Origin of the sequence: Methylobacterium sp. Leaf399, assembly GCF_001424525.1 — a bacterium.
GTDB lineage: Bacteria > Pseudomonadota > Alphaproteobacteria > Rhizobiales > Beijerinckiaceae > Methylobacterium.
The window spans coordinates 160,130-173,546 of the sequence record NZ_LMQK01000032.1 but is presented as its reverse complement, the minus strand read 5'-3'; the positions used below and the strand labels follow the sequence as shown (position 1 = coordinate 173,546).

Genomic DNA, 13,417 nt, shown 5'->3' with positions numbered 1-13,417 from the left:
CGCCGGCTCATTCAAGCGGCGAGCCGCACCCGGTCGGCGCGGTAGCTCGCCACGAGGGTGTCGGGGATCGTGTCCTCGGTGGTAGCCGTGGGGGGCGTCCGCTCGACCCCTTGCGCGAATTCCCGCATCAGCGCGTCGGACAGGCCGTCGAGGATGGCGGCCACCGATCCGGGCGCGGCCACGTCGGCGGCCACGTCGGCGGCGGGGGCTGCGGTCGCCTCCAGGTCGGCGTAGTCCGGCGCCTTGGCGATCCGGGCCTGCGCGTCGCGCCATTCGGCATCGATCACCTCGGCCTCGATACGGGCCTTCTCCTCGGCCTGGGCGACCTCGCCCAGCGCCTTGGCCACGAGGCGGGCCTCGTCGCGGGCGGCTTCGGCCTCGTAGCGCGCCAGCAGCGCCACGATGCCGGACGCCTCGGCGAAGGGCATCGCCTCGCAGGCGGTGAGCGCCCGCTCGATCATCCGCCGCGACAGTGCCGCGTCCGAGATCTCGACGCGGCCGCGGCTGGCCTCCCGCCACGCCGAGAGGGCGCCGGAGAAGGCCGGCAGCAGCGCCTCCGGCAGGCCGGCGCGGCGATGGAGGGCGGTGAATCCCGCACCCGAGGAATCGAGCATCAGCCCGGCGACGCGGTTGCCGCCGAGGCCCGTGAGATCGCAAAGGGCCGCTTCCACGAAGGCCATCCGCCCCGACAGGATCGCCCGCAGGATCAGGCCGGCGTTGAGTTCGCCCTGGCGGCGCAGGTGCGTCACGAGGCGGGCGAGGTCGATGGGGTGGGCGTCGACGCTGAAGGTGAGGGTGGCGCGCTCGCGGGCCTCGCGGCTCGCGCGCTCCGAGCGCACCGGCGTCAGCCAGCCGGAATCCACCGCGAAGGCGGCGAGCGTCTCGGCGAGGCGGGCGGTGATCGCCTGGCGCACTTCGAGGGGCAGGTCCGGCCGGGCGAGCAGCGCCTCGCGCAAGGGCGCCGCGTCGCCGTGCCGGCCCACCATGCGCAGGAGGCTCCCGGTGGTGATCTCGGCCTCGTGGTTGGTCGCGAGCGCCACCAGGGACGGCACCTCCCCGAGTTCGGCCAGGGCGCCGGCCACCGCGTAGCTGAGGCGGTCGCGCGCGGCGATCGCCGAACGGACCGTCTCGCAGCCGATGGCGATGCCGTCGACGAGGTCGGCGTCGCTCAGCACCGGCGACCGCGCCAGCACCACCGCGGCGATGTCGGCCTGGTCGGAGGCCAGGGCGATGATGAGCGCGCGCGGCGCTTCGGGCGCACTGGCGCAGGCCAGCGCCAGCGCCAGCCGAACCTGGCGCGAGGGATCGTCGAGGAGCCCGATCAGGGCGGTCCTGGCGTTCCAGGTCTCCTCCGCGTCGAGGCCGCCGTAGAGGAAGGCCCTGGCGAGATGCGTCGCCGCCTCCGCCCGCCGGGCCGTCGAATCGTCTTGGGTCCAGGCGAGGAACTGGCGGATGATCATGGACCGCTCCGGGTCGTGGAGAGGAAAGGAACGAGGCTGCCCGCCTGGCGGCTCGGCGGCACGACGAATTCGGCCGGGCGCGGCGGCGGCGCCGGTGCCCCGACGAGGGCGACGGAGACGGTCGAGACCCGCGCCGTCTCGGCCTGGACCGCGGTGGCGGCCGGCGCCGCCACCGTCTCGGTGCCGGTGCCGTCCGAGCGCGGGAAGTAGCTCGGCGCGCTGCGGGTCGCCTCGATGGTGCCGCGCGCCTGCCAGAGCTTGGCGACGCCGTCCGAGACGGCGCCCTGGCGACGGTCGGTCTGGAACATCGAGCGCAGGCCGCCGCCCTCGAGGGCGGCATAGGCGGTGGGGGCGCCGGGCAGGTCGGTGACGGTGGAAGCGGCCGGCCGTGCCGCCCCGGCCTGGCCCGCGGCCTGGGCGGTGCCCAGCAAGGCATAGAGTTCGGCGGCGCCGCGCGGCCGCCCGGTCCTGTCGTAGAACAGGGAGCGGTTGGCGGCCGCGGCCTCGGGCATGTCGAGGGCTGCGGCGCGGGCCGGGCTCGCCTGCGCCGTGCCGATGAGGGAGGCCGCCCCGCGCGCGCCGAGCACATGGGCGGCGTAGAGGTCGCCCGAGGTCGGCTCGCGCCCGAGGCTGGTGGTGAGGGCGTCGCGGTTGGCCTGGGTCAGGGCACCGGCCATGGTGGCGGCGATCCTGGGGTCGCGGCGCAGGTCGAGGATCGCCTGGCGGGCGGAGGCATCCGCCACCGCGAAGGTACCGTCGGCGCGCGCGGTGATGGCGTCGGCATAGGTGGCGAGGCCGAGCTTGGGTCCGGCGGTCTTCATGACCCCGAGCCAGGTCTGCTCGATGAACTGGAACAGGCCGGTGGCCGAGGAGGTCCCGGCCTTGGCCGAGGGATCGAGCCCGGATTCGCGCTTGGCGGTGGCCAGGAGATAGTCGAACCCCGTCCCCGAACTCTGCGCACCCTCGCGGATGGCGTCCACCACCGCGCCGCCGCCCGTCCCGGCCGTGGCGCGCGCACCGGCGTCCCGGCCGGTGCCGGTCTCCCTGGTGGTCGCGGTGGGCGTGGTGAACAGGTACATGCGCCGTCCGGGTGAGGGCGCCGCGCCGGATGGGACGCCGCGCCGGAGGGATGGCGTCGGCCCTCCCTCGGTCGCGCGATTTTGTCTTGCCTATGGTAAAGGAAGCTTGAAGGCGGCCCCGCGCCGTTCACCCTTCCCGCAGGCCGGCGCCCGCCGATGCGAGCGATTCCCTCATGCGAGCGATTCTCCTGGGCGACGCAGGCCAGGACCGGTTCGGTCCCACCGGGGTGGACTGGCCCGCCGGGGTGGACTGGCTCGCGCCGGCTCCCACGCAGGACGGCGACGGCGGGGCCCCGATCGCGACCGGTGCCGCCGGCCTCCTGCTACCGGTGCAGGACGGGCGTGACGTCGCGCGCCTCGGCGTCCGGCTGGCGGTCCATGAGGCGCGGGCCGGGCTCGGCGACGGGTCCATCCGGATCGTGGCGATGATCGCCGACGCCCGCGGCGTCCTCGGCCTGCCGAGCCTCGTCGGAGCCGGTCCGCGGCTGTCGGGCATCGCCTGGGACGCTCAGGCCCTTTGCGCCGAGATGGGGCTGCCGGCCTGTCGCGACGCGGCCGGCGGGCTCGTCGCGCCGCTCGCCCGGATCAGGGGGCTCGTGCGGATCGCGGCCGCCGCCGCCGGCATCTCGGCGATCGATACGGCCTGCCCCGACGATCCGGAGCTGGCGGGCGATGTCGCCGCCGCCAGGGCCTATGGGTTCGCGGCCAAGATCGCGGCCCGACCCGGCCAGGTCGCGGCGATCACTGCCCCGCCCCAGGCGGACGCTTGAGTTCAAACCGGCTCTCGGGCGTGACCGTGAAGTAGTCGGTATGGCCGCCGCGCATGATCGGGCCCATGGCGGCGGTGTCGACCTGGCCGTCCCTGACGAAGGCGTCGTCGATATAGACCGACACCACCTGCCCGATCACCATGAAGTGGCTGGCCTCGCCGCCCTCCAGGGGCACCAGCGGCACGGTGCGCACCCAGCGGCACTCGATCGCCGCCGGCGATTCGGCCACCCGCGGCGGCCTCACCTTTCGCGACGGGGCCGGGGTCAGGCCCGCAAAGGCGAACTCGCTGCGGCCGCGCTCCAGCGGCGCCGAGGTGGCGTTCATGGCATCGCGCAGGGCGTAGGTGGCGAGGCTGCACACGAACTCGCCGCCCTCCTCCGCGAAGGCCAGCGCGTCCTTGCGGCCGTAGGAGGAGAACATCACCATGTCCGGGTCGCTGGCGATGGCGTTGAAGTAGGAATAGGGGGCGAGGTTGAGCGCGCCCGCCTTGTCCATGGAACTGATCCAGCCGATCGGCCGCGGCGCGACGAGGGCCTTCAACGGGTTGTGGGGCAGGGTCCGGTCGGTCGAATCGTAATGCATGCGGGCCTCGGGGCTCCCACGGAAACAGGGACTTCGTGTCGCGACGTGAATTCTGCTGCAAGTCCGGTGGCTCGAAGTCCGTCGTTTCGGTGGGGACCCTCAGAGCCGGGTGACGATCGAAGCCGGATCCGGCCGCGGCCGGTCGCTCGGGATGTCCGTGGGGTGTCCGATGTGGACGAAGCCGGCCATCCGCTCCTGCGGCGCCAGCCCGAGCGCATCGAGGACGCGCCGGTCGTAGGCGAACCATTCGGTGAGCCAGGCGGTGGCGAAACCGGCCGCATTGGCCGCCACCACGAGGTTCATGGTCGCCGCCCCTGCCGAGAGCACCTGCTCCCACTCCGGGATCTTGATATGCGGCCCGGCCCGCGACACCACCGCCACGACGCAGGGGGCGTGCGACAGCCGTCTGCGTTCGAGCTCGAGGCGGCCGGCATCGGCCTGGGGATGGTCGGCGCCGTAGGCCTCGGCGATCACCTCCCCGATGCGCGCCCGCGCCTCACGCTCGATGACGATGAAGCGCCAGGGGGCGAGCTTGCCGTGGTCGGGCACCCGCGCGGCGATGGCGAGGATGGCGTCGAGCGTCTCCTCGCTCGGACCCGGTTCGGCGAGGTTCACCGGGGGCACGGAGCGGCGGGTGCGCAGGAGGTCGAGGGTGGCGGTCATCGGGGCTCTTCGCGGCTGGCGGTCGGCGGCGGCCGCCTTCGGTCCCGCCGACGGTGCGACACCCCCTATAGGCGAAGCGGCCCATCCGCCGGAATGGAGACGGACGCGGCAAAGGGTCCATAAATGCCCCCATAAATGCCCTTAAGAGTGCATGGATGCGGACGGGCGTCCACGCCGGCATCGGCTTTCGTCACGGAGCCGCCACGGTCGCGCGGCATGGCCGGTGGATGCGGGCTTTCGGGAGGCGTGGGATGAATGCGATGCGGCTGACCTGCCGTCGATCCGGACGGTGCGGTTCGATCCTCGCCGTGATCCTCACGATCGCCGGCCCGGCCCCGGTTCGGGCCGAGGAGCCCCCGGGCCGCAACCAGGGCCTGCCGACCCCGTCCATCACCGGCGGGCAACTGCCCCTCCCCTCCACCCAGGGCGAGACCGCGTTGAGTCTCACAGCGCTTCTCGCCGGGAGCGACCGGGCCCTGCGCTCGGGCCTCACCTGGCGCATCTACGAGGATCGCAGCGATGCCGGCCGGCCCGCCATCGTCGCCCGCTCCACCGACGCCGACCCGCGCTTCTCCCTCGCGCCGGGGGCCTACGTCGCCACCGTCACCTACGGCTTCGCCAGCGCCTCCAGGCGCATCGTCGTCTCCGGCGCCGCCATGACCGAGCAGGTGCGGATCAACGCCGGTGCCCTGCGGCTCTCGGGTGCCATCGGCGACGTGCGGATCGCGCCCGCCGACCTCGCCTTCTCGATCTTCGTGCCGATCGGGGCCAATTCCGAAGGGCGCCTGGTGCGCAGCGCCGTCAAGGCCGGCGACCTGATCCGCCTGCCGGAGGGGACCTATCACGTGGTCTCCACCTACGGGGAATCGAACGCGATCCAGCGGGCCGACCTCAAGGTCGACGTCGGCAAGGTCACCGACGCCACCCTCAACCACCGTGCCGCCACGGTGACCCTCAAGCTCGTGGCGGCACCCGGCGCCGAGGCCTTCGCCGGCACCGCCTTCAGCGTGCTGACCCCGGGCGGCGACACCATCCGCGAGGCGATCGGCGCCTTCCCGGCGGTGACGCTGGCGGAGGGCGACTACGTGCTGATCGCCCGCCACGACGGTCAGGTCTACACCCGCGAGTTCAAGGTCGAGAGCGGGCTGAACCGGGATATCGAGGTTCTGGCCAAGGCGGGGTGATAGCGGTCAGGATTGCACGAGCGTCGTGAAATCTGACCATTGTTCGATCCGAAAGGCACGGATGTCGCGTACCGACCGTGGAAACCAGGGAAGCGCTTTCAATGCCGTGATCGCCGAGAAGAGGACCGCGAGATCCTCGTCGGAGCTGACGTAGAGACTTCCCTGAATCCACGCAAAACCGTAACGATCGAGCGTAGAACGGATATCGGCGTAGGCCTGCGGGACACCTTTGGGGTGATGGGCTTGGGTGTCGGCGACGACCAGATCGAAGGCAATGGCGAACATCAGCCTTCGATCGGATCGTCGAGGAGGTCCTTCAGGCGGTAGTCGACCTCTTCGTTCGTCTCGACGACCCGAACCCGCATGGCTGGATCACCCGCGGACGATGTCGTTCCGACACCGACGATTTCATAGACCGGGCCGATCTCCCCGAACCGGCGCCATGTGCCGATCAGGCTCTGCGGGGACGGGCGTGATTCGATCGCGGCTTGGCTCATGTCCGGAAGGTACCAAACGCGGCCCTGAAAGACGACATCGAACAGGGGCACACGTCCAAACTTCGGCTCAGGGCGCCGGAGCCACCGCATGCCGCCCGTCGAGCGTCACGTCCTCGCTCGGCACGCTCTCGGCGACGGCATTTGCCCGCCTGCGATCCGGCGAGGTCGCCTCCGCCACGAGGTCGGCCAGCGCCTGGTCGAGGCCCACGGTCCGGGTCTGCTGGCTGCCCATGCGGCGGATCGAGACGGTGCGCTCCTCGCCCTCCTTGCGGCCCACCACCAACATCACCGGCACCTTGGCCAGCGAATGCTCGCGGACCTTGTAGTTGATCTTCTCGTTGCGCAGGTCCGCCTCCACCCGCATCCCCGCCCGGTCGAGGGCGGCGACGACCTCGCGGGCGTAGGGGTCGGCATCCTGGGTGATTGTGGCCACCACCACCTGGACCGGTGCGAGCCACAGCGGGAAATGCCCGGCGAAATGCTCGATCAGGATGCCGGTGAACCGCTCCAGCGAACCGCAGATGGCGCGGTGGACCATGACGGGCGCGGTCTTCTGGCTCTCGGCGTCGACGTAGAAGGCGCCGAACCGTTCGGGCAGGTTGAAGTCCACCTGCGTCGTGCCGCACTGCCAGTCGCGCCCGATGGCGTCGCGCAGGACGTATTCGAACTTCGGCCCGTAGAAGGCGCCCTCGCCCGGGTTGATCGACGTCTTGATCCGCCCGCCCGACTGCGCCTCGATCTGCGCCAGGACGCGGGTCATCACGTCTTCGGCGTGGTCCCACAGGGCGTCCGAGCCGACGCGCTTCTCGGGGCGTGTGGAAAGCTTCACGACGATGTCGCCGAAGCCGAAGTCGGCGTAGGTGGACAGGATCAGGTCGTTGATCGCCAGGCACTCGGCGGCGAGTTGGTCCTCGGTGCAGAAGATGTGCGCGTCGTCCTGCGTGAAGCCGCGCACCCGCATCAGGCCGTGCATGGCGCCGGACGCCTCGTAGCGGTGGACCACCCCGAACTCCGCCATGCGCAAGGGAAGGTCGCGGTAGGACTTCAGGCCGTGCTTGAAGATCATCACGTGGCCGGGGCAGTTCATCGGCTTCAGGGCGAACCAGCGCTTGTCCTCGGCCTCGTCCCCGGCCGATTGGGCCGCGAACATGTTCTCCCGGTACCAGTCCCAGTGGCCGGAGGTCTCCCACAGCGACTTGTCGAGGATCTGCGGGGCGTTGACCTCGGCGTAGTCGCCCTTCAGGCGCCGGCGCATGTAGGCGATGAGTTCCTGGAACACGGTCCAGCCCTTGGCGTGCCAGAACACGACGCCCGGCCCTTCCTCCTGGAAGTGGAACAGGTCCATCTCCCGGCCCAGGCGCCTGTGGTCGCGGCGCTCGGCCTCCTCGAGCCGATGCAGGTAGGCGTCGAGGTCCTCCTTGGTGGCCCAGGCGGTGCCGTAGATGCGCGTCAGCATCGGGTTGTTGGAATCGCCGCGCCAGTAGGCGCCCGCGACCTTCATGAGCTTGAAGGCGGTGCCGACCTTGCCCGTGGAGGTCATGTGCGGGCCGCGGCACAGGTCGAACCACTCGCCCTGCCGGTAGATCTTGAGGTCGTCGCCGGGGGGGATCGCGTCGACGAGTTCGACCTTGTAGGCCTCGCCCTTCTCCGAGAACAGGTTGCGCACGTCCTCGCGGGTCCAAATCTCCTTCGTGAACGGCGCGTCGCGCGCGATGATCTCGCGCATCTTGGCCTCGATCTTGGGAAAGTCCTCCGGCGTGAACGGCTCGGGGCGCGAAAAGTCGTAGTAGAAACCGTTCTCGATCACCGGGCCGATGGTCACCTGCGTGTCCGGCCACAGGGCCTGCACGGCCTCGGCGAGCACGTGGGCGCAGTCGTGACGGATCAGCTCCAGGCTGCGCGGGTCGGTGCGGTCGAGGAACTCGATGCGCGCGTCGCGGTCGATGGGGTCGGCGAGGTCGCAGACCCTGCCGTCCAGCGCCATGGCGACGGTGCGCTTGGCCAGGCTCTTGGCGATGCCCTCGACCACGCTGCGCCCGGTGGTGCCGGCCTCGACGTCGCGCGTATTGCCGTCGGGGAATGTCAGGATGGGCATCGGTCAGGTCTCCTGTCGCTCACTCCTGCGAACGAGGCAGGTAAGCGGAATTTTTCGGCGGTCCCGCCAAAGGGGGCGGGCCGTGCCCTTTAGACCGAAACCGGGCGGGACGAAATCACGGTGCCGCCGCCGTCGCCTGGCGCGAGGTCGGGCGCATCCCTGGGTTGACAAGCCCGGCCCGCCGCCCGCTTCGTGCCCCGCGATACCGGGGCTGTCGAGGAGAGCCCCCCGGCGGCCGGGAGGAGCCACGATGCCGAGCGAGGATCCAGCCGTGCCGGCCTCCCCCGCCGCTGCGCCGCTGCATCGGACCTGGCCGCACACGTGGTGGCGCCTCGTCGACGCCAGGATCGGCATCGTGCCGCTGCCGGTCTATGCGATCCTGGTGGTGGTGCTCGCGATCCTGACGCGCGAGGGCGAGATCAGGCCCGATGCGCCCACCATGATCGCCGTTCTGGTGCTCGGCGGCTTCACCTGCGCCGATATCGGCAAGCGCCTGCCGGCCTTCAACCGCATCGGGGCCGGGGCGATCTTCGCCACCTTCATACCCTCGGCGCTGGTCTACTACCGCCTGATCCCGCCGCAGATCGAAAAGGCGGTCATCGACTTCACCAGGTTCACGAACTTTCTCTATCTCTACATCGCCGCGATCATCGTCGGCAGCATCCTCGGGATGGACCGCGAGGTGCTGATCAAGGGCTTCCTCAAGATCTTCGCGCCGCTGGCGGCGGGCTCCGTCGCGGCGGCCCTCGTGGGCACCGCCGTCGGCACCCTTTTCGGGCTGGGCGCGCACCACACCTTCTTCTACCTCGTCGTGCCAATCATGGCCGGAGGAGTCGGCGAGGGCGCGATCCCGCTCTCGATCGGCTATGCGGCCATCCTCGGCCTGCCCCAGGGCGACGTCTTCGCCCAGGTGCTGCCGCCGGTGATACTGGCGAGCCTCACCGCCATCGTCCTCTCGGGCACCCTCAACGCGGTCGGCAAGCGCTACCCGCACCTCACCGGCGAGGGCCGCCTGCAGCCCGACCACGAGGCAGCGGCGCCGGTGGCGACGGCAGAGGCCGCGCCACCCGACGTGGCCACCATCGCGGCCGCCGGGCTCACGGCGATCACGCTCTATCTCTTGGGCGTGATGGCCCACCACCTCACCGGCCTGCCGGCGCCGGTGGCGATGCTGTTCCTGGCCGTGGTCGCCAAGCTGACGAGCGCGGTCTCGCCGCGCCTCCAGGCGGGCGGCTTCGTCGTCTACAAGTTCGTCCAGACCGGGATGACCTATCCGCTGCTCTTCGCCATCGGCGTCTCGATGACGCCCTGGGACAAGCTCACCGCCGCCTTCACCCTCCCCAACGTGGTCACCATCGTCGCCACCGTGGCGACGCTGATGGCGACGGGCTTCTTCGTGGGGCGTCGCCTCGGGATGTATCCCATCGAGGCGGCGATCGTGAACGCCTGCCACAGCGGCCAGGGCGGCACCGGCGACGTCGCCATCCTCACCGCCGCCGACCGCATGGCGCTGATGCCCTTCGCCCAGATCGCCACGCGGATCGGGGGCGCGCTCACGGTGACCGGGGCGCTGGTGGCGTTGCGGGCATTCGGGGGGTGAGGGTTTGTGACGGGCAGGACGGTATTGCTCGTCAGATCAGCGAAGTGAACCATCCGACTGTACTTCGCCGTAGAGGACAAGCACGCTAACGGCCGTCGCCGTCCTTCGCCACCACGTCTCCGGTCAATGGAGGCGGCGCCAGCACCCCGCGCCAGCGGCCATAGGCCCACGGCCGGTACCATGCGGCACGGCCCGGCAGGGTCTCCGGCACGAGGTCGATGCCGTGCGTCCCGAACGGCCCGCACCGGCAGATCCGTGAAAACCCGATCCAGCCGCCGGCCCAGAGCCCGTGTCGCTGGATCGCTTCGTCGGTGTAGGTGGAGCACGTCGGCCAATGGCGGCACTGGCGGCCGACGAGGCTCGACAGGGTGAGCTGGTAGCCCCGGATCGCCCAATGCGCGGCGCGGCGCATCGCTATCTCCTTGGCGTGGTGCGACGATATCGGAAAACCGGATTCCCCTTCATTCCGCATCGTGCTCTATTCGGCGGCTTGGCGACGGGCCTCCACCCGGTCGAGCGCATCGACCACGGCGTCGAAGGTCAGCAACGTCGAGGCGTGGCGGGCCTTGAAGTCGCGCACCGGCTCGAGGACGGCCAGATCCGCCCAGGCGCCCTCGGGCGGCGGGCCGTTCTCCTTGAGCATCCGCCGCATGGCGGTGCGGACCTCGCGCAGGGCCTCGGCCCGTTCGCCGACCACGTGGCGGGCCATGATCGAGGCCGAGGCCTGGCCCAGCGCGCAGGCCTTCACGTCGTGGGCGAAATCGGTGACGACGCCGTCGGCATCGACGGCGAGGTCGACGGTCACCGTCGAGCCGCACAGCTTCGAATGGGCGGTGGCGCTGGCGTCGGGCGCATCGAGCCGCCCGAGCCGGGGAATGTCGGCGGCGAGTTCGAGGATGCGGCGGTTGTAGATGTCGTCGAGCATGGCCTCGAACCCGTGTCCTGGCGGCGGAGCGCCCCGTCGTCGTGCCGGCCCGGTGCCGGACGAGGCCGTATCTGCACCGACCGCATTGCGCGATCCGCTGAGAACGACGATATAGTCGAGGGCGTGCCGTTTCGCGAGGATGCGGTTCGCCGATCCAGTGTCGCGCTCAACGCCATGAACCACCGCACCGTTCGGGCGTCGGCCGACCGCGAGACCGGTCGGGATGGTTCGACCGAGATGACCCGCCGATGTACGCAAAGCCCGACGCCACACCGATGACGTCCCGCATCGCGCGGGCGGGAGATGCCATGGATGCCGCGCTCAAGTCTCTCTCGTATCGCCTGAGCGAGACGCAGGGCGCCCCCGCTCCCGCCACCAACGGCCACGACCGGCGCAACGACAACGCGCCCGCCCCCGTCGAGGTGGCCCCGCTGCCGGCTTCGGCCGAGCGCGTCCCCCCCGAGATCGCCATGGTCCGGCCGAGCCGCGAGGAGGCCGAGGCGGCGGTGCGGGTGCTGTTGCGCTGGGCCGGCGACGACCCGACCCGCGAGGGCCTGCTCGACACGCCGGCGCGCGTGGCGAAGGCCTACGAGCAGATCTTCTCCGGTTACCGCCAGGACGCGGAAGTGCTGCTCGAGCGGGTGTTCGAGGAGGTCGAGGGCTATTCCGACATCGTGCTCGTGCGCGACATCCCGTTCTACTCCCATTGCGAGCACCACATGGTGCCGTTCATGGGGCTGGCCCACGTCGCCTACTACCCGAGCAAGGGCGTGGTCGGCCTCTCCAAGCTCGCCCGCGTCGTCGACACCTTCGCCAAGCGCCTGCAGACGCAGGAGACCATGACCGCCCAGATCGCCGACGTGATCGAGAGCATCCTCAAGCCCCGCGGCATCGCCATCATGGTGGAGGCCGAGCACCTGTGCATGGCCATGCGTGGCGTCCAGAAGGCGGGCGTCTCCACCATCACCACCCAGTTCCGCGGCCTGTTCAAGGGCGATGCCAACGAGCAGGTCCGCTTCCTGACCCTCGTGCGCAACAAGTCCTGAGGCGGCACCGGCCGAAGCGATGACCGTGTCCGACAGCGGCTTTTCCGCCCCCGGTTCGCGCACCGAGATCGAGGAAGGCGCGGCCTTCACGCCGCGCTTCGACGCGCAGGGCCTGATCGCCTGCATCGCCGTGGATGCCGGCGACGGCCGCGTGCTGATGATGGCGCATATGAACGCCGAGTCCCTCGCCCTCACCCTGAAGACCGGGCAGGCCTGGTACTGGTCGCGCTCGCGCGGCGAACTCTGGCACAAGGGCGCCACCAGCGGCCAGGTCCAGACGGTGGTGTCGATGCGGGTCGATTGCGACCAGGACACCCTCCTGATCACGGTCAATGTCGGGGGCGACGGCGGTTGCTGCCACACCGGGCGGCGCGACTGCTTCTACCGAACGGTTTCGGTCGATCCCAGGACCGGGCTCGCGAGCCTCGAGACCGCGCGGTGAGCTGGGATGGCGTGTCCCAGAGCGCGTTCGCCCGGGGCCGCGACCGTTTTCCGGACGGTGCCGTCGAGCCGGTGGCGGAGCGGGCGCCGCGCGGGCCCCGGATCGGGCTCGCGCTCGGCGGCGGCTCGGCCAGGGGCTGGTCGCACATCGGCGTGATCGAGGCGCTGGAGGAGGCCGGCATCCACCCGGAGGTCGTGGCCGGCTGCTCCATCGGTGCGGTGGTGGGCGGGTGCTACGCCGCCGGCAAGCTCCCCGTCCTGAAGGATTTCGCCCTGTCGCTGACGCGGCGCGGCGTGATGGGGCTCATCGACGTGCGCTTCGGCTCCGGGCTGATCGCCGGGGACCGCCTGAGACGGCGGCTCCAGCGCGATCTCGGCGAGCGCCGCATCGAGCAGCTGCCGGTTCGCTTCGCCAGCGTCGCCACCGAACTCGGTAGCGGCGAGGAGGTCTGGCTAAGGCGCGGGTCCCTGGTGGAGGCGATGCGCGCCTCCTACGCCCTGCCCGGCATCTTTCCGCCCGTGCGCCTCGAGGCGCGCCTCCTCATGGACGGCACCCTGGTGAATCCGGTGCCGGTGACGGTCGCCCGCGCGCTGGGGGCCGATCTCGTCATCTGCGTGAACCTCAACGGCGAGGCCTGCCCCGAGCCCGTCGCCGTCGATCCGCCCGCGACGCTCGTGTCCGAGGCCGGCGATACCGTCGCCCTCCATCGCGGCTGGGCGATCCTGCGCGGAATGCGCGGGGCGGGCCGCCGCATCGCCGGCCGGCGCCGACGCCCGGCCCGGGAGCCCGGCGCCCCGGGCATGGCCCGGGTCATGCTCGACGCCTTCAACATCACCCAGGACCGCATCTCGCGGGCGCGCCTGGCCAGCGACCCGCCCGACATCGCGGTCCAGCCGCGCATCGGCGGGATGGGGCTGTTCGAGTTCCATCGGGCCGAGGAGGCCATCGCCCTCGGCCGCGAGGCGGCCAGGGCCGCCCTCCCCCAGATCCGCGCGATGATGGTCTGCGCGGCGTCGCGGGTGTGATCCTCGATCTCGTCCCCTTTCCGTCGATCGCGTCGTGATGTGGAGATG

General features: G+C 71.1%; 15 protein-coding genes. 6 read left to right on the top strand and 9 right to left on the bottom strand.

All coding sequences use genetic code 11. From position 1 onward, the window contains the following. Positions 1-11: 11 nt before the first annotated feature. Together ASG40_RS17135 and ASG40_RS17130 are read right to left on the bottom strand one after the other, a co-directional pair. Positions 12-1,460: a DUF2336 domain-containing protein gene (locus tag ASG40_RS17135; RefSeq protein ID WP_055888430.1), complete on the bottom strand. Its 1,449-nt coding sequence runs from the start codon at positions 1,458-1,460 to the stop codon at positions 12-14. Beyond that, positions 1,457-2,539 (bottom strand): hypothetical protein, encoded by a 1,083-nt coding sequence (locus ASG40_RS17130; protein WP_055888428.1) that lies wholly within the window; start codon positions 2,537-2,539, stop codon positions 1,457-1,459. The genes ASG40_RS17135 and ASG40_RS17130 overlap by 4 nt, the downstream gene beginning before the upstream one ends. 173 nt (positions 2,540-2,712) lie before the next feature. Between ASG40_RS17130 and ASG40_RS17125 the strand changes: the two genes are divergently transcribed. After that, the gene (locus ASG40_RS17125; RefSeq protein WP_055888426.1) at positions 2,713-3,309 is read left to right on the top strand and encodes an aldolase/citrate lyase family protein; all 597 of its coding nucleotides are present in this window, start codon (positions 2,713-2,715) and stop codon (positions 3,307-3,309) included. Here the strand turns inward: ASG40_RS17125 and ASG40_RS17120 are convergent. Continuing rightward, positions 3,281-3,892: a flavin reductase family protein gene (locus ASG40_RS17120; protein WP_055888424.1), complete on the bottom strand. Its 612-nt coding sequence runs from the start codon at positions 3,890-3,892 to the stop codon at positions 3,281-3,283. The genes ASG40_RS17125 and ASG40_RS17120 overlap by 29 nt on opposite strands. A gap of 99 nt (positions 3,893-3,991) precedes the next feature. Next, positions 3,992-4,555: a nitroreductase family protein gene (locus ASG40_RS17115; RefSeq protein ID WP_055888418.1), complete on the bottom strand. Its 564-nt coding sequence runs from the start codon at positions 4,553-4,555 to the stop codon at positions 3,992-3,994. Between the two features lie 260 nt (positions 4,556-4,815). Between ASG40_RS17115 and ASG40_RS17110 the strand changes: the two genes are divergently transcribed. Beyond that, positions 4,816-5,739, top strand: coding sequence for a hypothetical protein (locus ASG40_RS17110; protein WP_055888542.1), 924 nt, complete (start codon positions 4,816-4,818; stop codon positions 5,737-5,739). A gap of 6 nt (positions 5,740-5,745) precedes the next feature. Here ASG40_RS17110 and ASG40_RS17105 read toward each other — a convergent pair whose 3' ends face one another. The 3 genes from ASG40_RS17105 to thrS are packed head-to-tail and all read right to left on the bottom strand — an operon-like array spanning position 5,746 to position 8,331. Next, on the bottom strand, positions 5,746-6,024 hold the full coding sequence (locus tag ASG40_RS17105) for a virulence factor (protein WP_055888416.1): 279 nt from the start codon (positions 6,022-6,024) through the stop codon (positions 5,746-5,748). Further along, positions 6,024-6,287, bottom strand: coding sequence for a DUF5397 family protein (locus tag ASG40_RS17100; protein ID WP_244480651.1), 264 nt, complete (start codon positions 6,285-6,287; stop codon positions 6,024-6,026). Before ASG40_RS17100 ends, ASG40_RS17105 begins: the two co-directional genes overlap by 1 nt. Positions 6,288-6,303: 16 nt before the next feature. Then, positions 6,304-8,331: a threonine--tRNA ligase gene (gene thrS / locus ASG40_RS17095; RefSeq protein WP_055888414.1), complete on the bottom strand. Its 2,028-nt coding sequence runs from the start codon at positions 8,329-8,331 to the stop codon at positions 6,304-6,306. Between the two features lie 250 nt (positions 8,332-8,581). On the opposite strand from thrS, the gene ASG40_RS17090 reads away from it, so the two are divergent. After that, positions 8,582-9,931 (top strand): 2-hydroxycarboxylate transporter family protein, encoded by a 1,350-nt coding sequence (locus tag ASG40_RS17090; RefSeq protein ID WP_055888411.1) that lies wholly within the window; start codon positions 8,582-8,584, stop codon positions 9,929-9,931. A gap of 85 nt (positions 9,932-10,016) precedes the next feature. On the opposite strand, the gene yidD is transcribed toward ASG40_RS17090, so the two are convergent. Further along, the gene (gene yidD, locus ASG40_RS17085; RefSeq protein WP_055888410.1) at positions 10,017-10,343 is read right to left on the bottom strand and encodes a membrane protein insertion efficiency factor YidD; all 327 of its coding nucleotides are present in this window, start codon (positions 10,341-10,343) and stop codon (positions 10,017-10,019) included. A 66-nt stretch (positions 10,344-10,409) separates the two neighbouring features. Further along, positions 10,410-10,856 (bottom strand): iron-sulfur cluster assembly scaffold protein, encoded by a 447-nt coding sequence (locus ASG40_RS17080; protein ID WP_055888408.1) that lies wholly within the window; start codon positions 10,854-10,856, stop codon positions 10,410-10,412. A 248-nt stretch (positions 10,857-11,104) separates the two neighbouring features. Here ASG40_RS17080 and folE point away from each other — a divergent pair, with 248 nt between their 5' ends. From folE to ASG40_RS17065, 3 genes are read left to right on the top strand one after another with little or no spacing between them, the layout of a single operon-like run. After that, on the top strand, positions 11,105-11,902 hold the full coding sequence (gene folE / locus ASG40_RS17075; RefSeq protein WP_055888406.1) for a GTP cyclohydrolase I FolE: 798 nt from the start codon (positions 11,105-11,107) through the stop codon (positions 11,900-11,902). A gap of 19 nt (positions 11,903-11,921) precedes the next feature. Continuing rightward, positions 11,922-12,344 carry a phosphoribosyl-AMP cyclohydrolase gene (gene hisI, locus ASG40_RS17070; RefSeq protein WP_055888404.1) on the top strand — a complete coding sequence of 141 codons (423 nt, stop codon included), beginning with the start codon at positions 11,922-11,924 and terminating at the stop codon, positions 12,342-12,344. Between the two features lie 11 nt (positions 12,345-12,355). After that, the gene (locus tag ASG40_RS17065) at positions 12,356-13,369 is read left to right on the top strand and encodes a patatin-like phospholipase family protein (RefSeq protein ID WP_055888538.1); all 1,014 of its coding nucleotides are present in this window, start codon (positions 12,356-12,358) and stop codon (positions 13,367-13,369) included. The last annotated feature ends 48 nt before the right edge of the window (positions 13,370-13,417 follow it).

Excerpts from the sequence above, each read along its gene's own strand:
- ASG40_RS17135 (WP_055888430.1), bottom strand. The coding sequence starts at position 1,460 with ATGATCATCCGCCAGTTCCTCGCCTGGACCCAAGACGATTCGACGGCC.
- ASG40_RS17130 (WP_055888428.1), bottom strand. The coding sequence starts at position 2,539 with ATGTACCTGTTCACCACGCCCACCGCGACCACCAGGGAGACCGGCACC.
- ASG40_RS17125 (WP_055888426.1), top strand. The coding sequence starts at position 2,713 with ATGCGAGCGATTCTCCTGGGCGACGCAGGCCAGGACCGGTTCGGTCCC.
- ASG40_RS17120 (WP_055888424.1), bottom strand. The coding sequence starts at position 3,892 with ATGCATTACGATTCGACCGACCGGACCCTGCCCCACAACCCGTTGAAG.
- ASG40_RS17115 (WP_055888418.1), bottom strand. The coding sequence starts at position 4,555 with ATGACCGCCACCCTCGACCTCCTGCGCACCCGCCGCTCCGTGCCCCCG.
- ASG40_RS17110 (WP_055888542.1), top strand. The coding sequence starts at position 4,816 with ATGCGGCTGACCTGCCGTCGATCCGGACGGTGCGGTTCGATCCTCGCC.
- ASG40_RS17105 (WP_055888416.1), bottom strand. The coding sequence starts at position 6,024 with ATGTTCGCCATTGCCTTCGATCTGGTCGTCGCCGACACCCAAGCCCAT.
- thrS (WP_055888414.1), bottom strand. The coding sequence starts at position 8,331 with ATGCCCATCCTGACATTCCCCGACGGCAATACGCGCGACGTCGAGGCC.
- ASG40_RS17090 (WP_055888411.1), top strand. The coding sequence starts at position 8,582 with ATGCCGAGCGAGGATCCAGCCGTGCCGGCCTCCCCCGCCGCTGCGCCG.
- yidD (WP_055888410.1), bottom strand. The coding sequence starts at position 10,343 with ATGCGCCGCGCCGCGCATTGGGCGATCCGGGGCTACCAGCTCACCCTG.
- ASG40_RS17080 (WP_055888408.1), bottom strand. The coding sequence starts at position 10,856 with ATGCTCGACGACATCTACAACCGCCGCATCCTCGAACTCGCCGCCGAC.
- folE (WP_055888406.1), top strand. The coding sequence starts at position 11,105 with ATGTACGCAAAGCCCGACGCCACACCGATGACGTCCCGCATCGCGCGG.
- hisI (WP_055888404.1), top strand. The coding sequence starts at position 11,922 with ATGACCGTGTCCGACAGCGGCTTTTCCGCCCCCGGTTCGCGCACCGAG.